The 19480-nt window shown below is 73.1% G+C and carries 20 protein-coding genes and 1 pseudogene; 10 read left to right on the forward strand and 11 right to left on the reverse strand.

The annotated features are described in order from the left end of the window. Window positions 1–139 precede the first annotated feature (139 nt). The 3 genes from ACSUPT_RS11590 (at window position 140) to ACSUPT_RS11600 (ending at window position 3719) form a co-directional block, all read left to right on the forward strand. On the forward strand, window positions 140–364 hold the full coding sequence (locus tag ACSUPT_RS11590; protein ID WP_436944205.1) for a helix-turn-helix domain-containing protein: 225 nt from the start codon (window positions 140–142) through the stop codon (window positions 362–364). Between the two features lie 81 nt (window positions 365–445). After that, window positions 446–1711, forward strand: coding sequence for a tyrosine-type recombinase/integrase (locus ACSUPT_RS11595; protein WP_436944206.1), 1266 nt, complete (start codon window positions 446–448; stop codon window positions 1709–1711). 1462 nt (window positions 1712–3173) lie between these two features. Beyond that, window positions 3174–3719, forward strand: coding sequence for a hypothetical protein (locus ACSUPT_RS11600; protein WP_365728875.1), 546 nt, complete (start codon window positions 3174–3176; stop codon window positions 3717–3719). Between the two features lie 128 nt (window positions 3720–3847). On the opposite strand, the pseudogene ACSUPT_RS11605 reads toward ACSUPT_RS11600, so the two are convergent. Further along, a pseudogene (locus tag ACSUPT_RS11605) lies at window positions 3848–4096 on the reverse strand (hypothetical protein); the annotation flags it as partial. Window positions 4097–4333: 237 nt separating this feature from the next. Here ACSUPT_RS11605 and ACSUPT_RS11610 point away from each other — a divergent pair. From ACSUPT_RS11610 to ACSUPT_RS11620, 3 genes are all read left to right on the forward strand, one after another. Next, a complete protein-coding gene (locus tag ACSUPT_RS11610; RefSeq protein WP_351968239.1) occupies window positions 4334–4525 on the forward strand; it encodes a hypothetical protein in 192 nt (63 codons plus the stop codon). Between the two features lie 189 nt (window positions 4526–4714). Beyond that, window positions 4715–6343: a penicillin-binding transpeptidase domain-containing protein gene (locus ACSUPT_RS11615; RefSeq protein WP_436946202.1), complete on the forward strand. Its 1629-nt coding sequence runs from the start codon at window positions 4715–4717 to the stop codon at window positions 6341–6343. A gap of 140 nt (window positions 6344–6483) precedes the next feature. Further along, window positions 6484–6981 carry a YbaK/EbsC family protein gene (locus tag ACSUPT_RS11620; protein ID WP_361655703.1) on the forward strand — a complete coding sequence of 166 codons (498 nt, stop codon included), beginning with the start codon at window positions 6484–6486 and terminating at the stop codon, window positions 6979–6981. A 101-nt stretch (window positions 6982–7082) separates the two neighbouring features. On the opposite strand, the gene ACSUPT_RS11625 is transcribed toward ACSUPT_RS11620, so the two are convergent. Together ACSUPT_RS11625 and ACSUPT_RS11630 are read right to left on the reverse strand one after the other, a co-directional pair. Beyond that, a complete protein-coding gene (locus tag ACSUPT_RS11625; RefSeq protein ID WP_436944207.1) occupies window positions 7083–8894 on the reverse strand; it encodes a PA14 domain-containing protein in 1812 nt (603 codons plus the stop codon). Between the two features lie 104 nt (window positions 8895–8998). Continuing rightward, window positions 8999–9661: a class I SAM-dependent methyltransferase gene (locus ACSUPT_RS11630; RefSeq protein ID WP_399218954.1), complete on the reverse strand. Its 663-nt coding sequence runs from the start codon at window positions 9659–9661 to the stop codon at window positions 8999–9001. An 89-nt stretch (window positions 9662–9750) separates the two neighbouring features. Between ACSUPT_RS11630 and ACSUPT_RS11635 the strand changes: the two genes are divergently transcribed. Then, window positions 9751–10128, forward strand: coding sequence for a DUF4180 domain-containing protein (locus ACSUPT_RS11635; RefSeq protein ID WP_436944208.1), 378 nt, complete (start codon window positions 9751–9753; stop codon window positions 10126–10128). Window positions 10129–10203: 75 nt separating this feature from the next. On the opposite strand, the gene ACSUPT_RS11640 is transcribed toward ACSUPT_RS11635, so the two are convergent. After that, window positions 10204–10962 (reverse strand): hypothetical protein, encoded by a 759-nt coding sequence (locus ACSUPT_RS11640; protein ID WP_403500111.1) that lies wholly within the window; start codon window positions 10960–10962, stop codon window positions 10204–10206. 74 nt (window positions 10963–11036) lie between these two features. After that, entirely contained in the window at window positions 11037–11336 is a 300-nt protein-coding gene (locus tag ACSUPT_RS11645; RefSeq protein WP_436944209.1) for a hypothetical protein, read from the reverse strand. A gap of 174 nt (window positions 11337–11510) precedes the next feature. On the opposite strand from ACSUPT_RS11645, the gene ACSUPT_RS11650 reads away from it, so the two are divergent. Together ACSUPT_RS11650 and ACSUPT_RS11655 are read left to right on the forward strand one after the other, a co-directional pair. Beyond that, window positions 11511–12257: a DUF6879 family protein gene (locus ACSUPT_RS11650; protein WP_351964338.1), complete on the forward strand. Its 747-nt coding sequence runs from the start codon at window positions 11511–11513 to the stop codon at window positions 12255–12257. Window positions 12258–12283: 26 nt separating this feature from the next. Continuing rightward, a complete protein-coding gene (locus ACSUPT_RS11655) occupies window positions 12284–13132 on the forward strand; it encodes a helix-turn-helix domain-containing protein (protein WP_351964339.1) in 849 nt (282 codons plus the stop codon). 99 nt (window positions 13133–13231) lie between these two features. Here ACSUPT_RS11655 and ACSUPT_RS11660 read toward each other — a convergent pair whose 3' ends face one another. Further along, complete coding sequence (locus tag ACSUPT_RS11660) at window positions 13232–13738, reverse strand: DUF6879 family protein (RefSeq protein ID WP_436944210.1); 507 nt, start codon at window positions 13736–13738, stop codon at window positions 13232–13234. Window positions 13739–13836: 98 nt separating this feature from the next. After that, window positions 13837–14271, reverse strand: coding sequence for a MerR family transcriptional regulator (locus tag ACSUPT_RS11665; protein WP_436946203.1), 435 nt, complete (start codon window positions 14269–14271; stop codon window positions 13837–13839). A 90-nt stretch (window positions 14272–14361) separates the two neighbouring features. Between ACSUPT_RS11665 and ACSUPT_RS11670 the strand changes: the two genes are divergently transcribed. After that, the gene (locus ACSUPT_RS11670; RefSeq protein WP_436944211.1) at window positions 14362–15237 is read left to right on the forward strand and encodes an NAD(P)-dependent oxidoreductase; all 876 of its coding nucleotides are present in this window, start codon (window positions 14362–14364) and stop codon (window positions 15235–15237) included. Between the two features lie 164 nt (window positions 15238–15401). On the opposite strand, the gene ACSUPT_RS11675 is transcribed toward ACSUPT_RS11670, so the two are convergent. From ACSUPT_RS11675 to ACSUPT_RS11690, 4 genes are all read right to left on the reverse strand, one after another. Further along, window positions 15402–16580 carry a serine hydrolase domain-containing protein gene (locus ACSUPT_RS11675; RefSeq protein ID WP_365725014.1) on the reverse strand — a complete coding sequence of 393 codons (1179 nt, stop codon included), beginning with the start codon at window positions 16578–16580 and terminating at the stop codon, window positions 15402–15404. A gap of 127 nt (window positions 16581–16707) precedes the next feature. Continuing rightward, entirely contained in the window at window positions 16708–17505 is a 798-nt protein-coding gene (locus ACSUPT_RS11680) for an energy-coupling factor ABC transporter ATP-binding protein (RefSeq protein WP_436944212.1), read from the reverse strand. After that, on the reverse strand, window positions 17502–18263 hold the full coding sequence (cbiQ, locus tag ACSUPT_RS11685) for a cobalt ECF transporter T component CbiQ (RefSeq protein ID WP_436944213.1): 762 nt from the start codon (window positions 18261–18263) through the stop codon (window positions 17502–17504). The genes ACSUPT_RS11680 and cbiQ overlap by 4 nt, the downstream gene beginning before the upstream one ends. Window position 18264: 1 nt before the next feature. Beyond that, window positions 18265–19356, reverse strand: a complete 1092-nt coding sequence (locus tag ACSUPT_RS11690) for an energy-coupling factor ABC transporter permease (protein WP_399218948.1) — start codon at window positions 19354–19356, stop codon at window positions 18265–18267. Between the last annotated feature and the right edge of the window lie 124 nt (window positions 19357–19480).

Raw genomic sequence — 19480 nt, forward strand, 5'->3', positions numbered from 1 at the left:
GTAGCGGCACCCATCCGCTACCGCTACCCCCATCCGCTACCACGATCATGCCCCTGACCAGGGCGGTAGCGGAGGTAGCGGAAGTAGCGGACTTCCCAGAAGAGAGCCGACCAGCCCTGGTGGAACTGAAAGGAGCCCGATGGCAAACGCCAAGGCCCCCCAGTCCGTCACCGAACTCCCGGACCAGTACCTGACTCCGGACGACATCGCCGCGCTGTTCAAGGTCCCGGTGGAGACCGTCTACCACTGGCGCAAGCAGCGCACCGGCCCGCCCGGCTTCCGCGCCGGTCGCCACGTCCGCTACGACCCCGCCGCCGTCCGCGCCTGGGTCACCCAGCAGAGCGACCTCGACCAAGCCGCCTAACCAACCACGTCCCACGCCCCGTGCCGCCCCCCAACGAGGGCGGCACGGGGCTTTCCGTACCTCGAAGGGACCACAGCCCACATGGCCGGCCACATCCAAGACCGCTGGTACAAGACCGAGCCCGGCCCCGACGGCAAGCCCCGCCGCGTGAAAACCGACCGCTATGGCACCGGCATGCGCTACCGCGCCCGTTACGTCGGTCCCGACGGCACCGAGAAGTCCAAGAGCTTCCCCGACAAGCAGAAGCGCTTGGCCGAGCAGTGGCTGACCGCGACGGATGCCGACATGTCGCGCGGGCAGTACGTGGACCCGCGGGCGGCCCGGATCACGTTCCGTCAGTTCGCGGAGAAGTGGGTGGCAACCCACACCACGGAGGTGAACAGCCGCGAGGCGGCCGAGCGGCGGCTGAGGCTGCACGCGTACCCGTACATCGGCACCCGGCCGCTCGTCTCCTTCCAGCCCGGACACATCCGTACGTGGCTTGGGGAACTGGAGGCGGCCGTGCCCGCAGCCTCCCACCGCAGGATCGTCTTCGGCACGGTGTCCGCCGCGTTCAGCGCCGCCGTGGACGACGGTCTGATCACCAAGAACCCCTGCAAGGCCAAGTCGGTACAGACCCCGAAGCCGGACCGTACGCGCGTGATCCCGTGGACCGTGGAACAGGTCTTCGCCGTACGCGCCGCCCTGCCCGAGCATCTGCGGGCGGTGGTGGACGTGGCCGGCGGTTGCGGGCTGCGCCAAGGCGAGGTCTTCGGGCTCTCGACCGACGAACTGGACGTCGACGGCGGCTGGCTGGCCGTGAACCAGCAGCTCAAGCGCATCCGGGGGAAGTTCGTGTACGCCCTCCCGAAGGGCGGCAAGGTCCGTGACGTGCCTCTGCCGCCCAGCGTGGCGGCCGTACTCAAGGCTCACTCCGAGACACACCCGCCGGTCAAGGTCACGCTGCCCTGGCGGACCCCCGACGGTCCGGCGGTCACCAAGTCGCTCGTCTTCACCGGGTCGACGGGCGACCACGTCCGGGTGAGTCACTTCAACGACCACATGTGGAAGCCCGCCCTGGCAGCCGCAGGCATCATCCCAAAGCCGGGCGAGGGTGAGCGGTACGCGGCGGCGCCGGAGCACGGCATGCACGCACTGAGGCACTTCTACGCCTCCGTCCTACTGGATGCCGGGGAGAACATTCGAGCCCTCAGCCAGTACCTCGGTCACGCCGATCCAGGCTTCACTCTCCGGACGTACACGCACCTGATGCCAAGCAGCGAGGGACGAACCCGGATGGCTGTCGACTCCCTCTATCTCTCCCACGTCCGGCTGCACACCACCACGAGGGGCATCGGGCCCACTTGACCCTGTCCTCAGGGCGAAAATCAAACGCCAGGATTCGCCACCCCTGTAAGTCCGCAACCTGCAGCGATAGTTTTCGCCACCCCCTCGCGCCATGGGTTTGCCAGGGAAATTCGCCACCCGTTTTGCCCCGTATGCACAGGTAGCCCACTTCGGTGGCTTGATACGCCACGGGAACTGCGGTTACCTCATCCAGCAGCAGCCCGCGACTCAACGGGTACAGCTGCCGCCCTCCAACGCACGTTGGGCCTGGTTTCGGGTTGCCTCCCGAGACCAGGCCCGTGCGCGGGGCAAGGTGGGCCCGGCCGAGTAGTCGCCGGCCGGGCTCATCCATAAGCCCGACCATCCGTCCGACCCACCACTACTGCGTCACTTGAACGCCTGGACGCATCCCGCAATGGCAGAGACCGCAGCGAGAAACCGCACCACGATGTCCAGCCAATCCGGTGGCTGGCCCCTACGGCGTGGCCTTCGCTTCTTCGATCGCCCCATTCGGCCCAAGCTCCCTTCTCTTGGCTTCCCAACTGCGTTGGGTCCTGCCGCCTTACGGGCAGGCGCTCTAGAAGAGAAGGCAGTGGACTCTTGGAACCTACCTGGAGGTTGGCGCGCCCCAAGACAAGATCTGTTATTCGCCACCATTCGCCAGACCTCACCACTCGAAGCGCCGCCTTCCGCTGACGTGTGTGCAACGCCTTAACTTCCGCGGCTACCGGCCGCGTTACACGGCCCACAGGCGGCCCAGGGCATCTTCGCTCGACCGAAGCAAGGAAAAGGAGCCTGGTCAGCGCGGTGCACTGGTTGTCACTCGAGGCTTCATCTACTTCTGGCCGCTCTACACGGGCGAGACGATCCCGATGGACCAGTGGCGGGCCCGGATGTGGCTCGACACCTGGGTCTAGCTGGGCTGAGGCGTCATGGCATGACGACCGCACAGCTCGCCATGGCGGTCGTTGTCGGTCGTCGGTTGCCGTCGCTGGCTCCCCTCGGACGACGCGGAGACGGCCCCGCCTGCGCCCGGAAGCCCCGGAGACACCGGCTCGGCGAACCGGGACAGCGTGCGTCGGCATGTTCGAGGATGTGGCTTGTGTGCCGACGCCGAAGGCACCGTCGACACCGGTGGGGAGCCATCTGGCCGTCAGCGGGAGCGGGATCGCCCTGACGGCCTCACCGAGATCGCCCTGCCGTACGGGCCCGGCCGACTGGAGTCGCGTGACCGGTCCGACATGCTCCGACGAACCGTGAGGGAGTCATACTCCGCCCGTCTCCCCCGTGCGGCGGAGCCGGTTACTCCCGGCGGACCATGTGCCGGGCTTCGAAGGCTTGCGATCATCGAAGCATGCCGGGCGATCGGGCCCGCGGAACCGGAATGCCGGAGGGCAGCCGAATGACCCCGCAGTTACGGACCCACGGAGCACCGACCTCGGCCGGTCGGCTGCGTGCCGCCTGGACGGCCGCCCATGCTCCGGTGGCCGGGGTCCCCCGCTGGGCGCGCACCGCCGCACTCACCGTACCGCTCGCCGTCCTGCCCTCCGGTCTCTGGCGGATCGCCACGGAGTGCTTCCCCGCCCTGAAGGGCAGCGGCGACACGGGCAGGGGTGACCTCCCGGGCTGGCTGCCCGGCGAGGTGTACGTCATCTTCCTGTCCGTCCTGTCCGAGCTGGCGGCGTTCACCGCCGTCGGACTGATCGCCGCCTGGGGCGAGGTGTTCCCGCGCTGGATCCCCGTACTGCGCGGACGCAGGGTCCCGCCGCTCGCCGCGGTCGTCCCCGCCGCGATCGGCACGGTGGTCCTGACGGTCATCTGGACGGCCGCCTTCGCCGCGGACTTCGCCGGCACCACACTCCGGGGAGACCCGACCCCCTCGGGCTACCCCGGCGAAGCGGGCGGCTGGAAAGCCCTCGCGTACTACATCTGCTACATCCCGCTACTGCTCTGGGGACCGCTGCTCGGCCTGGTCACCGTGGCGTACTGGAAGCGACGCCACAACGCCGTACGCCATGTGACGCATTGACCCCACAGCGCCTTGCGTGCGCCGGTTCTCCATATCGTCGGACGAGAGGAGCACTTCCCAACGAAACAAGCATGTGGAGATGGCCTGTCGAACTGGAGAGGAAACCGGCTTCGGGGCGCGTGCCAACACCCCGGTTCCCTCGCGCGCTCGCGGTAGTGCTCAGCCTCGCCGCGCGGCATGCGGTCGCGTGTGGTGCGGCGGGTCGCCCCGGTGAAAACGATCAGTGGCATCGTGCCCTGGTGGTAGAGATCGGCCGTTGTGTCCGCGACTCCGAGGTCATGACTGCGGAGTCCGATCGCGACGGAACACGGGCGCGGCTCGTGCCCCGTCTGCCGGCGGCGCCCGGCGCTCGGCCCGCAGGCAGTGGCAGGGGCCATCACCGCCCAATGTAGTCCCGGCGGGGGCGTCTCGCATGCCGCGGGCAAGGCCGGACCACCAGCTCCCGGCCGTGTGCCGGGGCGGGTCGCCGGGCAGCCTCAGACCGTGCGCGGGAGCCGCGCGGGCACGCCGGGCGGGCGCGCCGACGACCGGGCCCTCGCGGCGTCAGCCGGTCGTCCGCGGTGCAGGCCGGTGTTTCGGGCGGGTGGTTGCAGGGTTCGGCGGGGGGGCAGTCGATGGCTGATCGTGACTGGTACGACGACAGCGGCTACGAGGACGCGGTCCGGCGGGCCGGGCGGGCGACGCGCCTGGCGTGGACGGGGATCGCCGCCGTGACCGGAGCGCTGGGGTGCGCGCTGATCGCCCTGGTCGTCATCTGCGGGGCCGTGGTCCTCGCCTACATCTCGGGCGTCCCGTACATGGACTGACGGGCCCTCGGGCCACCCCTCTCCGCCCTCCGCGCGCAGTGGCCGGATACCGCGGTGTGACCGTTCTGGGTTGATTCCGTTCGGGTAACGGCACCACGGATGAGCTGCGCCATGCGGTTAAGGTGGCCCCACAGGGGGTTCTTGAACACGTTCAAGGGTGACGTGTACGGCCGGGAGGGGAACCGCGGCATGCGCAGCGGAGCGAAAGTGGCCATCGTGGGCGGGGTGTTCGCCCTCTTCGCCGGAGGCGTCGGGTACGGGGCCTACAACGTGTACGAGGGGCTGACCGGCGGCACGACCACCGCCACGTCGGCCGACGGCTCGCCTAGGCGGAGCGGCCCCGTCACGGCCGAGGAGACCAGGGCCACCGCGGAGGGCTTCCTCGCCGCATGGGCGGCCGGAGAGCCGGAGAAGGCCGCGCAGTTCACCAACGACCCGGCCACGGCGCGGTCCGCGCTGAGCCTCTACCTGACGGAGACCCACGTCACGGGCGTGAAGGCCACGGCGGGGACGCCCAGCGGGACGACGGTGCCGTTCACGGTGAGCGCGGTCGTCTCGTACGACGGCACGCGCGTGCCGTGGACCTACACCTCGCGCCTCAGCGTGGTGCGGGGCCTGTCCACCGGGCAGCCGCGCGTCGACTGGTCGCCGGCGGTGGTCCACCCGCAGCTGAAGGAGGGCCAGAGCCTGAAGGTCACCTCGTCCGGCGCCCCCGCCATCAAGGCCGTCGACCGCAACGGCACGGAGCTCACCGCGGAGCGGTTCCCATCGCTGCGGCCCGTCCTGGACGAGCTGCGCCAGCGGTACGGCACCGAGGCGGGCGGCGCGCCGGGCGTCGAACTGGTCGTCGCCGACGAGGGCGACGCGGCCCCCCGGACGCTGCTCACCCTGCGCAAGGGCGAGCCCGGCGAGGTGCGGACGACCCTGGACGCCGGAGTGCAGGCCGCCGCCGAGAAGGCGGTGCGGCGGTACCCCGAGTCCTCCGTGGTCGCGATCAAGCCGAGTACGGGTGAGATACGGGCCGTCGCCAACAACCGCGAGGACGGCTGGAACGCGGCGTTCCTCGGCAAGCAGGCACCCGGCTCCACCATGAAGATCGTCACCGCGGCGCTCCTGCTGGAGAAGGGGCTCGTCGCGCCGGACCGGGTCGCCGAGTGCCCCGCCGAGGCCATGTACTACGGCACCCGGTTCGAGAACCTCGACGGCTTCTCGCTCGACGGCCAGACCTTCCGGCAGAGCTTCGCGCGCTCCTGCAACACCGCCTTCATCAAGCTCATCGACGACGTGGGCGACGACGCCGCGCTCGGCCGGGAGGCGCGGGACGTGTTCGGCATCGGGCTGGAGTGGAAGGCGGGCGTCCCCACCTGGGACGGGTCCGTGCCCCCGGAGACCGGCGGGGTGGCCGCCGCCCAGTACATCGGGCAGGGCACCGTCCAGATGAACGCCCTCACCATCGCGTCGGTCACGGCGACCGCGAAGGCGGGCGTGTTCCGGCAGCCGGTCATCGTCCCCGCCTCGCTGGACGACCGGGACATCGCCCGCGCGCCGCGCGCCCTGGACGGCTCCACCGCCCGGCATCTGCGGGACCTGATGCGCGCTGCCGCGCGCGGCAGCGGCACGGGCGCCGCCGCGATGGCGGGCGTGGGCGGCGACAAGGGCGCGAAGACCGGTTCGGCGGAGGTGGACGACCAGGGGCAGGCGAACAGCTGGTTCACGGCGTTCGCCGACGATCTGGCCGCCGCGGCGGTCGTCCAGGCGGGCGGCCACGGCGGCGACGCCGCGGGGCCGTTGGTGGCGTCGGTGCTGAACGCACGATGAGCCCGCGGGCGCGGAGGCGCCGGGCGGCGCCCGGGGGCCGGGGGCGGCGCCGGGGCGCGGGACGGCGCGCCGCGGGGCCGCCGTCGCGCGGGTGAAAGGCGGTCGCGTGGCTCGTACACGGGCCGCTAGCGTGCGACGGCATGGACAGCACTGAATCCACCGCCACCGCCGCCCACCCCCGCTTCGCCGAGGCCCTGCGCGGTCTCGGGCTCGACGTGGAGGTCCGCCGCTATCCGGACGCCGTGCGGACCGCCGCGCAGGCCGCCGCCGCGATCGGCTGCACGCCCGCCGAGATCGTCAAGTCGCTGGTGTTCGCCGCCGACGGGGTGCCCGTCCTGGTCCTGATGGACGGGGCGTCGCGCGTGGACGTGGCACGCGTACGGGACGAGCTGGGCGCCGCCGTGGTGGAGCGCGCCGACCCGGAGCTGGTCCGCGCCACGACCGGGTACGCCATCGGCGGCGTACCGCCGTTCGGACACCGCACCCGCACGACCGTCCTCGCCGACCGGGGCCTGCTGGAGCACCCCGTGGTGTGGGCGGCGGCCGGCACCCCGCACACGGTGTTCCCGCTCGAACCCCGGGCCCTCGTCGCCCACGCGGGCGGCCGTCTGGTGGACGTGCGCGAGCGCACCGCCTGAGGCACCGCCGGCCGAGGCGGTGTGCGGGCCGCCCGCGCCCGTACGGCGGGTACGGGCGCGGGCGGCGGCATGCCCCGGTCGGGGTCCGGCTCCTGCGGGGCTCAGCCCGCGGCCGGGGGCTCCGTCCCGGCCGGAGGCTCGGGCTCGGCCGCAGGCTCGGGCTCGGCCGGGGGCTCGGGCTCGGCCGGCGGGGCGGTGAGCTCCGTGACGGTGGTCCAGGCGAACTCCTGGTCGGTGAGCGGCGCGCGGCTGTTGCCCCAGTCGTCGACGGCGACGACCGCGTACAGCACCGTCTCGCCGTCGGCCGGCGACTCGTGCAGATAGCTCGTGTCCGTCTCGCTCAGCCACGCGATCTGGCGTATGGACCACACGCCGTCCTCACTGCCGACGGGGCCCTCGCCCAGCCAGACGGCCTTGTACACGTCGTACCGCCTGAGGTCCGGCTCCTGGTTCGGCTCCCACTGCAGCAGCACGCCGTCCTCGCGGGGCGTGGCGGTCAGCCCGGCGACGACGGCCGGGGGCACGCGGTCGCCCGCGGTGGTGAACCTGAGGGGTGCCGAGCGGGTCTCGTTGCCCCCTCGGTCCACGGTGACGACGACGTACTCGTAGGTGGTGCCGTGGGTGAGGCCACCGCCCGGGTCCTGGAACGCGTACGTGTACGGCCGGGTGCCGTAGTCCACGACGCGCGGGTAGACGCCCGTGAACGGCTCCCCGTCCCGGTAGACGCGGTACTCGGCCACGTCGTCGCTCGCGGAGCCGGTCCAGCGCAGTTCGGCGCCCCGGTAGACCTGGGTGGCGGTCAGGCCGGTCGGCGGGGCGGGCGGGTGGTCGCCGCGCGTGACGGGCAGCCGGGCGGACTGGGGTGAGGTGTTGCCCGCCGCGTCGGTGGCGGTCAGCCAGTACGTGTAGCCGGTGCGCTCGGGCGCGGTCGTGTCCGTCAGGGTGGTGGACGTGACCGTGGCGACCTGGACGACGGGCTGGACGTCCCCGTAGTCCGGGTTCGCCTGCCGGTACACGGTGTACTTGGCCGCGCCCGTGGTGGCCGGCCAGTTGAGCGTCACGCCGCCCGGTGCGTCGGAGCCGGTGAGGCCGGCCGGGGCCGGGGGCGGGGTGCGGTCGACGGTGGTGACGGCCACGTCGGTGCTGCCCGCCGACTCGTTGCTCGCCTTGTCCACCGCGCGGATCTCGTACACGTACGCCGCTCCCGTGGCGGGCGGGAGGTGCGCGTACGAGGCGGTCGTGACGAGGCCGGTGCCGCTGACGCGCGTCCAGGTCGCGGAGGTGGCCGGGCGGCCGTACACGCGGTAGCCCGCGAGGTCCATCTCCTTGTTGGCGGCCCAGCGGAGGGTGGCCCTGCCGATGGTCCGGTCGTAGGTGGCGGACGTGCCCGTCGGGGCGAGCGGCCGGACCTTGTCCACGGTGGAGGTGGCGCGGGGCAGGTAGGCGAACTTGACGTTCGCCGCGCCCGTCCACGCGACGAAGTCCACGCGGATCGTGTGGCGCCCGGCCGGTATGGAGAGGTTGAGCGCGGCCCGCTGGGTGGTGGAGACGTTCCGCCACATGTCGATCTTGCGGACGCCGTCCAGGTAGACACGAATGCCGTCCTGCGACTCGGCGCTGAAGTAGAACGGGCCGCCGGAGCCGAAGTCGCGGGTGAGCGTCCAGCGGGCGGAGAAGTTGTCCTTGGGCAGCGTGACGCCTGCGGGGTCGCCGTAGCCGTAGTTGTGGTTCAGCGCGGGCTCGCAGAACCTCGCCTTCGGTGTGCCGCTCAGCGTCGTGTTGGCGTAGAAGTCCACCGACCAACTGGGGGCCGGGCATACCGCCGCGGCGGCCGGGGTGGCGGTCAGCAGACCGCCCGTGACGGCGAGCGCGGCCGCGGCGGCCGGCACTCCCGCCCTGAAGCGAGTGATCACAGAAGGGTTGACCTTTCAGCCCACAACAGAGGGTGTCGTGCATGGGGGGCACGGCGGTACGGGTGGGGCCGGTGATCCGCCAGGGCGCGAATGCTATCGCCCTGTCATGCCCGCGCCGATGCCAGGACGGCGTACCGCTCGTCGGAGACGGCGCGGCCCCACAGGGCGGGGTCGCCGTCGAGCCGTTCGACGCGGACGTCGCCGGCGAGCGGGGCGACCGCCCCGGCGAGGGCGCGGGCGGACACGCCGCCGCCCCAGGGCAGGGCCTCGCCGCCGGGGACGTACGGCGTGACGTCCCCGCCCGCCTCGCCCCACCGGCCCTCGACCATGACGAGCAGCCCGCCCTCCCGCAGCAGGCCCGTCCACGCGCGCAGGGCGGCGCCGGGGTCGGGCAGGGTCCACACGACGTGCCGTACGAGGACGACGTCGAACCGCTCCTCCCCCACGGGCGGCCGTGCCGCGTCGCCCACGAGGAACCGGCCCGGCACCCCGGCCGCGGCGAACTTCTCCTCCGCCCGCGCCACCATGCCGGGCGCCAGGTCGACGCCGGTGACGCGGTGCCCGTCCTCGGCGAGGAGCAGCGCCAGGGAGCCCGTGCCGCAGCCCGCGTCCAGCACGTCGCACGGCCCGGACGGTATCCACCGGCGCAGCCGGGCCCGCCAGGCGTCGCGGGTGCGCGGGTCGCGCAGGCCGTGGTCCGGCTCGGTGTCGAAGGCCGGCGAGGCGGCTTCCCAGTACGAGGCGATGGCGGCGCCGAGTTCGGTCATGGCCCCAGCCTCGCACCCGCCACCGACAACGCCCCTCCCACCCGGAAACCCCTTGGCCGCGCGGCGGCGCGGGCGCCTATCCTCGCGGCATGACGGCGACGCTGCGGGAGATCCATGACGTACCGGTCCTGATGTGCGACCGGGAGGGCGAGCCGATCGCCTGCGAGCAGGACGCGGTGGACCTCGTCGGCAACGCCGCCTACCAGGGCGCGCGGTGGGTCGCCGTCCCGGCGGCGCGGTTCGACGAGGCGTTCTTCCGGCTGAGCACGCGGGTCGCCGGGGACATCGTGCAGAAGTTCGCCAACTACCGGGTGGGGCTCGCGGTGGTGGGCGACATCGAGGCGCACACGTCCGGGAGCGCGGCGCTGCGCGACTTCGTCCGCGAGTGCAACCGGAGCACCCAGACCTGGTTCGTCCCGTCCCTGCAGGCCCTGGCGGACCGCCTCGCGGAGTCCGACGGCCGCTGAGCCGCGGGCTCGCGGCGGCGGGGGGCGCGGGGCCCGGACGCCTCGCGGCACGCCGTCTTCCACGTGCCCCCGCTGTCACAGCCGCTCCGCCCCCGTCCCCACCCATCGCCGCGCGCGCCCAAGGGCGTCCATGCGTGCGACATCGGGGCGGGGGTGGTTCCAGCGGTTGTGCGGGACCTCGACGGGGGTGGCCGGGCAGGCGGCGAGGAACGCGGTGAACTGGTCGTCGCACCAGCTCGGCACCCAGGCGCCGGACCGGCAGACATACACCGCGTGGAACGGCACGTCCACCGGTCCGCGGCCCGCATCGAGGCTCATCGGGACGGGGATCAGCGGGGACTCGGCCGGGCGGTCCAGGGACTCGCGCCACGGCGGGAAGTGGACGTGGAGGGCGGAGCCGTTCCAGTGGTGGGCGAGCATCCAGTCGCCGGCGCCGATCCGCCCGGCGGCCTTCCACGCGTCGAACGTACGGTGCTCCAGGCGGTAGCCGCAGTCGTGGTGGGCGTCGTAGAGGTGGACGGACGCCCACGGGCCTCGGCCGCCGACGTCCGACGGGAACAGGTGGGCGGCCCAGGCGTTGGAGTCGGCGTAGAACACCGTGGCGCCGCGCTCGATGGTGAACCGTGACCAGAACGCCTCGTAGCCCCGGCAGCGCGGCAGCGGCACGCCCGCCTCGCGGAACCGGCGCAGCCGCCGCAGCCAGACGGCCTCCACGAAAACCGGGTCCTCGGCCGCCGGCCACGCGTACAGCGCGTCGTGCTCCCCGGCGGGGGCGCCGGCGAGGGGGCTGGGGAAGAAGTAGTCCCAGTCGACGACCAGGAGGTTCAGCGTCATGGGCGCCCCGTGGCGACGGGGAGGCCCTGGGCATGCCGGGCCTCCGGTGGATGCGGCTTCGGTAGGGGTATCGGTCAGTGGCAGTGCCCGGGCGAGCCGGAGCCGCCGTTGCCGTCGCCGTCCTCGATGTCGGTGTTGTCGGCCCCGTGCCCGCCGTTGTCGTCTCCGCCGCCGTGCCGCGGGGCGTGCCGGGGCCCCTGGTGGTTGCGCAGTTCGACGTTGCAGTCGGTCACCCCGGACAGGTCGCCCCGCAGCCGCGCGGCCCTGCGCTGCGCCACGAGCGCCTCACACACCCCGCAACCGCGCACGCCCTGCGGCTCGGGAAGCGGTAAGCCGAGGTGGACGGGGCGGGGGGCGGTGGTTGTCGTCGTCATGGACGGGACGCTAGGGAGGACCGACGGGAACACGCGAGCACATGTTCTCGAATGTTCTCCCGCGACCCCTGGGTGGCCTCCGGTGTTCTGACGGAGAGTGCTGAAAGCAGCACCGTGAGCTGCCGCTCCCCGCCATGCTGGTCGCGTCAACTCCCCTGACAGAAAGGGCGACCGATGGCGCGACGACTGCGCTTCAACGGCACGGGATCGGGTGGCGACGGCTGTCCGTCCATCCACGAGGACCTGGACACCGGTGAGATCATCATTCATGGCCCTCGGCTGACGGACCCCGAGGACATCGCCCGCCTCCGGCATCTGGGCGAAGACGAGGTGCCGATCGTCGTCCCACGCGACCTGCTGATCGACTTCGGTCCCAAGAAGGGCGACCGCGCACGGCGGATGATCGACTTGGCCGAGTTCGGCAAGCTGTTCGAGACCTTCGAGCACACTGCCTGGCGACTGGAGACTCGCCGACGCTACGCCTCCGACGAGACGGCCGACACGTACGCCCAGTTCGTCGCCGGGAACCCGGTGGAATGGGACTACCACGACGCCTGGAGCAAGAAGGTCAGGGCCCAGACCTCGCAGGGCAAGCGCTTCGAGCGGGTGCGCCTGGTGGACAACCCGCCCACCACCGGCCAGCTCTACCTTCTCGACAACGCCAAGCGGAACTGCGCCCTCGGTGAGGACATCCGCAACCTGTGGCGGGAGGAGGCCGAGCGACTGCGGCTGCCCGCCGAGGACTTCTGGCTGTTCGACTCGCGCTACGTCGCCCTGCTCAGGTTCGATGACGACGACAATCTGCTCGGCGCCGAGGTGATCACGGAGCCGGCTGCGGTGAACCGGTACGCCCAGGTCCGTGACGCGGCCTGGCACTACGCCGTGAAGTACGACGAGTTCGCCGCCGGACTGGCGACCTGAGGTCGGTTGCGAAGTACCGTGGGCCGGTGAGCACAGACTTCCAGAAGGCACGTGCGGATCTCGGGGTACGCCTACGGGAGTTGCGCATGTCCGGGCCGCAGGGCCCGCTCACCGGCCCCCAGCTCGCGCAGCGGCTCGGGTGGGCTCATTCGAAGATCTACAAGCTGGAGAACGGGCGCCAGACGGCCACCGCCGCCGACCTCCAGGCGTGGGCGGAGGCCACCGGCCAGCCGGGCGCGGCCGGTGAGCTGCGGGCCCGGCTCAAGAGCCTGGAGTCCCAGGTGCGCTCCTGGCGGCGCCAGTTGGCGTCCGGCCACAAGCCGGTGCAGGACAACATCACAGCCGAGCATGCCCGTACGAAGAGGCTGCGCATCTGGCAGAACTCGCTGATCACGGGCATGCTCCAGACGCCCGAATACGCCCGCCACGTCTTCACGCGCTACGCCGAGCTGATGCAGTCACCGCGCGACACCGAGGAGGCCGTTCGGGCCCGCGTCCAGAGACAGCAAGGGCTCTACGACGCCACTCGGCGGTACGAGATCCTCATGTGGGAGGGGGCTCTCAGGGCCCGCGTCGCCCCACCCACAGTCCTCGCCGCCCAGCTCGACCGGCTTCTGAGCGTCATCGGACTCGACACCGTCAAGCTCGGCATCATCCCGTTCTCGGCCGGCTTGAAGATCCCGCCGGGCAACGGCTTCTGGATGTACGACGAACGCCTCGTCATCGTGGAGGACTGGCACGCCGAGCTGTGGCTGGACGACGCCGACACGATCGCCACGTACACGCGCGTCTGGAACACCCTGGGCGAGTCCGCCGTCTTCGGGCATCGGGCCCAGGCCGTCATCCACGAGGCCCGGCGGGCGTTGGAGCCGTGAGCGGTATCCGCCGCGGTGATGCCCGAAGCCCAGCACCGGGTAGGGCGAGTGCCCGGGTGGTGGTTCGGGGGGCCGCCTCGGCGATGCGGGGTTGAGCGTCTACCTCGGGGCGTAGTCGGCGTGCGGAACGGCGCGGCCCCACACCGCCTCGAACGCCGTGGCGCACAGCTCGGCCACCGACGGGTCGGTGACGTACTCCTCGCCCAGCATGTCGCCGTTGCCGGCGAAGTGGTTGAAGAGGACCGCCTCGCCGTCGCACAGCCAGAAGTCGTTGCCGGGCAGGGCCAGGTCCGAGGCGCGCCGGCGCGGCAGCCAGCGGACCTGCTCGCCCGCCGCGATGTTGTGCCCGGCCGTGACGTCGTACTCGTACCGGATGTACTCCGTGACCGGCTCGGACACGATGCGGGCCCGGCGCACCACGACGCCCCGGCCCGTCGTGTCGCGCATCAGGTCGAACCAGGACCGCCACCGCTCGGCCGGGTCGAAGCGCGTCCCCGCCTGCCACTGCCGGAAGTCCTCGTCCAGCATGTAGCCGTCGCGCATCTCCAGATGGACGGCCGAGCGCCTGGCGGAACGGAACAGGTCCTCGAAGGTGGGGTCGGGCATCGAAGCGCCTGGCGGTGGGCTGGGATTCGTCACGGTTCATGTGGTGCGGGGCCGCCGGGCGGTGGGCGCCCGGCGGCCCCACGGCGCCCGCGGGTCGCTCACCCCGCCGCGGCGAGCAGTGCCGGGGCCGGGCGCTTCGGGGTGGGCGGGGTCACGTCGCAGGGCGGGTACCGGCGGGCCACGCGGCGTTCCGTCGCCGTGACGTAGGTCTGCAGGGCGCGGCGTGAGCGCGTCAGGGTGTCGATGTGCTGGTCCAGCGCCTCCAGCCGGCCGCGCAGCGTCGCCAGCAGCTTGGGGCAGGGCTCCAGTTCGGGCCCCGCGCCGGTGGCGCAGGGCAGCAGGAAGCGGATCTCCTCCGTCGACAGGCCCGCCTCCAGGAGGTTGCGGATCTGCTGGACGGTCAGCACCGCGTCGTCGCCGTACTCCCGGTACCCGCTCGGCCCCCTGCGCGGCTCCAGCAGCCCCTGCGCCTCGTAGTAGCGCAGCTGGTGGGTCCGCACCCCGGTCCTGCGGCTCAACTCCCCGATCAGCATGTCCCGTTCCCCCTTGACCCTCATACCGATGTGAACGTTCACGATCCTTCCACGGACACGGACTCCCGATCCCCCGGAAGGGACAGCATCGTGAAGCAGCACACCCCCGTGACGGTCATCGGTCTCGGGCTGATGGGCCAGGCCCTGGCCGGGGCCTTCCTGCGCGCCGGCCACCCGACCACCGTGTGGAACCGGACCGCGGCGAAGGCGGACGCGCTCGTCTCCGAGGGCGCGGCCCTCGCCCCGTCCGCGCGCGACGCCCTCACCGCCGGGCCGCTCGTCGTCCTGTGCGTGTCGGACTACACCGCCGTACGGGCGCTCCTCGACCCGCTCGCGGACACCCTGAACGGCCGCGTTCTGGTGAACCTCACCTCCGGCACCTCGCAGGACGCCCGCGACACCGCCGCGTGGGCCGCCCGGCACGGCGCCGCCTACCTCGACGGCGCGATCCTCGCCGTACCGCCGGCCATCGGCACTCCCGACGCGATCCTCGTCCACAGCGGGCCCGGGGAGGCCTTCGAGGAGTACGAGGACGTGCTGCGCGCCCTCGGCGAGTCGACCCTGCACCTCGGCGAGGACCCGGGCCTGTCGTCGCTGTACGACACGGCCGTCCTGGCCCTGATGTGGAGCATCCTCAACGGCTTCCTCCAGGGCGCCGCGCTGCTCGGCACGGCGGGCGTCGACGCGTCGGCGTTCGCCCCGTTCGCCAAGCGGGCCGCCGGGACGGTGACCGACTGGCTCGCCGGGTACGCGGAGCAGATCGACGCGGGGGCGTACCCGGCGCTGGACTCCACCCTCGACACCCACGCGGCCGCGATGGACCACCTGGTCCACGAGAGCGAGTCCCTGGGCGTCAGCGCCGAACTGCCCCGGTTCCTCAACGCACTCGCCGCGCGGGCCCTCGCGGACGGGCGCGGCGGTGACGGGTACGCGGCGATGATCGAGCAGTTCCGCAAGCCGGCCTGACCGGCCCCGGCAGGCCCGACCGGAACCCGCCCGCCGTGACGGCCCGCCCAGGCCCCCGCCCCGCGCCGTGACGGCCCGACCGGAACCCGCCCCGCGCCGTGACGGCCCGCCCAGGCCCCCGCCCCGCGCCGTGACGGCCCGCCCCGCGCCCGGCCGCCGCCGCCTCAGCCCGTCGTCGCCTTCGCCACCGCCCGTACCAGCGCCTGCGCCCTCGGGTCCGCGGTCACGCCCTTGCGCATGCCGTTCGTGACGTACGCCATCGCCACGCCCGACTCCGGGTCCGCGAACGCCAGGGAGCCGCCGCGCCCCGGGTGGCCGAAGGAGCCGGGGCCGAGCAGCGGCGACGCCGGGCCGTGCAGCATGTAGCCGAGGCCGAAGCGGGTGGCCACCACCAGGACGCGGTCCGGGCCCGCCGACTCCTCGGTGCGGGCCATCGCCAGGGTCGCCGGGGCGAACAGCCGGTGGCCGTCCACGGGGCCGAGCAGCGCCGCGTAGAACCGGGCCAGGGCGCGGGCCGTCGCGATGCCGCCCGAGCCGGGCAGGCCCGCCGCCCGGTACTCGGGGGCGTTCTCGTCGGGCGCCGGGTCGATCACGGCGAACGCCCTCCGCGTCAGCGACTGCGGGTCCTGGTACGCCTCGGCCACCGCGCGCTTGGGCCGCAGCACCAGGCCGCCCGACGCCGACGGGGGCGGCTCCTCCAGGCGGCCGACGCGCCCGACGCGGTGGGCCTCCTCGTCCGGGAGGCCCAGCCACAGGTCGAGGCCGAGCGGCCGGGCGATCTCCTCGGCGACCCACCGCCCGATGGGCCGCCCGGTGACGCGCCGCACCAGGGCGGCCAGCAGCCAGCTGTAGGTGTGCGCGTGGTAGCCGTGCGCGGTGCCGGGCTCCCACACGGGCGCCTGCGCCGCGAGGGCCGCCGCGGCCCGCTCGAAGCCGCCCGCCGCGTCCAGCGCCTCGCCCGGCGTGAGCGGCGTGTCCAGCACCGGTACGCCCGCGCGGTGCGCCAGCAGGTGCCGTACGAGCGTCCGCTCCTTGCCCGCCGCCTTGAACTCGGGCCAGTACGTGCCGACCGGGGCGTCCAGGTCCAGCTGGCCGCGCTGGTGCAGCAGCAGCGGGACCGCCGCCGCGACGCCCTTCGTCACGGAGCGCACCACCTGCGCGGTGTCCACCGCCCACGGGGCCGCGCCGTCCACGTCGCGCGTACCGGCCCACAGGTCCACGACCTTGCGGCCGTCCCGGTACACGGCGACGGCCGCGCCCCGCTCCCCGCGCTGCTCGAAGTTGCGTGTGAACGCGTCCCTCACCGGCTCGAAACCGGGGTCCACGGTGCCCTGGACGTCCACCTCTGCACGCACTCTCTCTCGGGGTTCGGGGCCGCTCGGCCGCATGGTCCCGGCCGCACGGTTCCGCCCGTGCGGCGGCCAGGGCCGCACGGTCCGGCCGTATGTTCCAGACCCATGGTGCAACGGCTCAGCGCATGCCCGGATTCCGGGTCGGCCGCGCGGCCGGGTCGAAGCCGAACGGCAGCTCCAGGCGGTGCTCGCGCATCAGCTCCTCGTCCGCGAGCAGTTCGCCGGTCGGGGCGTCCGCCGCGATGACGCCCTCGCTGAGGATCACCGAGCGCGGGCACAGCTCCAGCGCGTACGGCAGGTCGTGCGTGACCATCAGCACGGTCACGTCCAGGGAGCGCAGGATGTCGGCCAGTTCGCGGCGGGACGCCGGGTCCAGGTTGGACGACGGCTCGTCCAGCACGAGGATCTCCGGCTCCATCGCCAGGACCGTCGCGACGGCGACCCGCCTGCGCTGCCCGAACGACAGGTGGTGCGGCGGCCGGTCCGCGTACGCCGCCATGCCGACCCGCTCCAGGGCCCGTGTGACGACGGCGTCCAGCTCGGCGCCGCGCAGCCCCGCCGCCGCCGGGCCGAACGCCACGTCCTCCCGCACGGTCGGCATGAACAGCTGGTCGTCGGGGTCCTGGAAGACGATGCCGACGCGGCGGCGGATCTCCGCCAGGTTCTCCGGCGCGACCGGCAGGCCGGCCACGGTGACGGTGCCCGCGCCGGCGGTGAGGATGCCGTTCAGATGGAGGACGAGGGTGGTCTTGCCCGCGCCGTTCGGGCCGAGCAGCGCGACCCGCTCGCCGCGCTCCACGGTCAGGTCCACGCCGAACAGCGCCTGGTGCCCGTCCGGGTAGGCGTAGGCGAGGCCCCGCACCTCCAGGGAGGGCACGAAGGACATCGGCGGGGAGGCGGGCGGCGGTGGTGTCATAGCGTCCATCCCAGCAGACACACGGCGAGCGCGGAGACCGGGAGGGCCGCGGCCCGCCCCCACTGCGCGGGCGTCGCCGTCACCTGGTCGATCACCGGCATCGTCCCGGTGTAGCCGCGGCTCACCATGGCCAGGTGGACGCGCTCGCCGCGCTCGTACGAGCGGATGAACAGGGCGCCCGCCGACTTGGCGAGGACGCCCCAGTGCCGCACGCCCCGCGCCTCGAAGCCGCGCGAGCGGCGGGCGACGGACATCCGGCGCATCTCGTCGGTGATCACGTCCCCGTACCGGATCATGAAAGAGGCGATCTGGACGAGCATCGGCGGCAGCCTCAGCCGCTGCAGGCCCAGCAGCAGCTCCCGCAGCTCGGTCGTCGCGGCGAGCAGCACGGACGCGGCGACGCCGAGGGTGCCCTTGGCCAGCACGTTCCACGCGTCCCACAGCCCCGCCTCGGAGACGGTGACGCCGAGGAGGACGACGGGCTCGCCGGGCACCACGAACGGCATGAGGAACGCGAACGCGACGAACGGGACCTCGATGACCAGCCGCTTCAGCAGGTACGAGGCCGGGACGCGGGCCGTGTACGCGACGGCCGCGAGCAGCGCCGCGTACGCGGCGAACGCCCACATCGCCTCGCGCGGTGTCGACACGACGGCCAGGACGAAGCCGAGGACGGCGAGGAGCTTGGTGTGCGCGGGCAGCGCGTGCACGGGCGAGTGCCCGTGCCGGTAGAGCTTGTGCGCGTGTCCGGCGCCCACGTCAGGCGGTGTCCTTCGGGGGCGCGGAGGAGTGCGCCGGGGGCCGCGCGGAGCCCTCGGAGGCCGGGGCCTGCGCCGTACGGCGTCGGCGCGCCGCCCAGAACACGCCCGTGCCGAGCGCGAGCGTCGCGCCGACGCCGATGGTGCCCGCCAGCCCCCCGGACAGGCGGGCGTCCTCGAGGTCCTTCACTCCGTAGTCGGCGAGCGGGGAGTCCGCCGCCGCGTGCTCCTGGACCTTGCTGTCGATGCCGTGGTCGGCGGCGACCTTCTCCAGGCCGTCGGGGTCGGCGGAGGCGTAGAACGACACGAACCCGGCGAGGAGCAGGGACGCGGCGAGCCCGGCGCCCCACACCGTGCGGGTGCGCGCCGCACCGGCCGGGGCGGGGCGCGCGGCGGGCGCGGCGTCGACCAGCTCGCCGCCCACCCGGAGCTTCAGCGGCGCGGTGAGGCCGCGCGCGCCGTACACGAGGTCGGGGCGTACGGCGAGGACCGCGCCGACCGTCGCCGTGGTGATGGCCGCCTCGCCGACGCCGATCAGCGTGTGCACGCCGAGCATCGCGGCGAGGACCTTGCCGACGGGCACGTCGGTCGTGCCGCCGACCGCGTAGACCAGCGTGAACGCCGCGGCCGACGCCGGCACGGAGACGAGCGCCGCGAGGAACGTGGCGGCGGTCACCGAGCGGCGGGTGCGGGGCAGGACCTTCACGAGGGCGCGGAACAGGCCGTAGGCGACGAGGACGGTGACGGCGCCCATGACGGTGATGTTGACGCCGAGCGCGGTGAGCCCGCCGTCCGCGAACAGCACGCCCTGCATCAGCAGCACGACGGCGATGCACAGCATGCCCGTCCAGGGGCCGACGAGTATCGCGGCGAGCGCCCCGCCCAGCAGATGGCCGCTGGTGCCAGCGGCGACGGGGAAGTTCAGCATCTGCACGGCGAAGATGAACGCGGCGACCAGACCCGCGAGCGGCGCCGTCCGCTCCCCGCCCAGCTCCCGGCGCGCGCCGCGCAGCCCCGCCGCCACGGCGCCCGCGGCGACCAGACCCGCGGCCGCGGACACGGGCGCGTTGATGAATCCGTCGGGCACATGCATGGGGTGGGACCGCTTTCGGTTTCGGGACGCGTCTCGTCGGTATCCGGCCGTTCGATGATGACCGCTCCTGCAAACTCCTTGCAAGAGCGGGCCTGGCACAGAAAGCGATTGCCGGGCGGAGGGA

Origin of the sequence: Streptomyces sp. SudanB25_2051 (assembly GCF_964272635.1) — a bacterium.
Taxonomy (GTDB): domain Bacteria; phylum Actinomycetota; class Actinomycetes; order Streptomycetales; family Streptomycetaceae; genus Streptomyces.

What these genes read in the sequence shown, in the direction of transcription:
- ACSUPT_RS11610 (WP_351968239.1), top strand. Translation starts at nt 4,334, where the DNA reads ATGGCTGATCGTGACTGGTACGACGACAGCGGCTACGAGGACGCGGTC.
- ACSUPT_RS11635 (WP_436944208.1), top strand. Translation starts at nt 9,751, where the DNA reads ATGACGGCGACGCTGCGGGAGATCCATGACGTACCGGTCCTGATGTGC.
- ACSUPT_RS11660 (WP_436944210.1), bottom strand. Translation starts at nt 13,738, where the DNA reads ATGCCCGACCCCACCTTCGAGGACCTGTTCCGTTCCGCCAGGCGCTCG.
- ACSUPT_RS11640 (WP_403500111.1), bottom strand. Translation starts at nt 10,962, where the DNA reads ATGACGCTGAACCTCCTGGTCGTCGACTGGGACTACTTCTTCCCCAGC.
- ACSUPT_RS11665 (WP_436946203.1), bottom strand. Translation starts at nt 14,271, where the DNA reads ATGCTGATCGGGGAGTTGAGCCGCAGGACCGGGGTGCGGACCCACCAG.
- ACSUPT_RS11595 (WP_436944206.1), top strand. Translation starts at nt 446, where the DNA reads ATGGCCGGCCACATCCAAGACCGCTGGTACAAGACCGAGCCCGGCCCC.
- ACSUPT_RS11620 (WP_361655703.1), top strand. Translation starts at nt 6,484, where the DNA reads ATGGACAGCACTGAATCCACCGCCACCGCCGCCCACCCCCGCTTCGCC.
- ACSUPT_RS11680 (WP_436944212.1), bottom strand. Translation starts at nt 17,505, where the DNA reads ATGACACCACCGCCGCCCGCCTCCCCGCCGATGTCCTTCGTGCCCTCC.
- ACSUPT_RS11615 (WP_436946202.1), top strand. Translation starts at nt 4,715, where the DNA reads ATGCGCAGCGGAGCGAAAGTGGCCATCGTGGGCGGGGTGTTCGCCCTC.
- ACSUPT_RS11590 (WP_436944205.1), top strand. Translation starts at nt 140, where the DNA reads ATGGCAAACGCCAAGGCCCCCCAGTCCGTCACCGAACTCCCGGACCAG.
- ACSUPT_RS11650 (WP_351964338.1), top strand. Translation starts at nt 11,511, where the DNA reads ATGGCGCGACGACTGCGCTTCAACGGCACGGGATCGGGTGGCGACGGC.
- ACSUPT_RS11645 (WP_436944209.1), bottom strand. Translation starts at nt 11,336, where the DNA reads ATGACGACGACAACCACCGCCCCCCGCCCCGTCCACCTCGGCTTACCG.
- ACSUPT_RS11630 (WP_399218954.1), bottom strand. Translation starts at nt 9,661, where the DNA reads ATGACCGAACTCGGCGCCGCCATCGCCTCGTACTGGGAAGCCGCCTCG.
- ACSUPT_RS11690 (WP_399218948.1), bottom strand. Translation starts at nt 19,356, where the DNA reads ATGCATGTGCCCGACGGATTCATCAACGCGCCCGTGTCCGCGGCCGCG.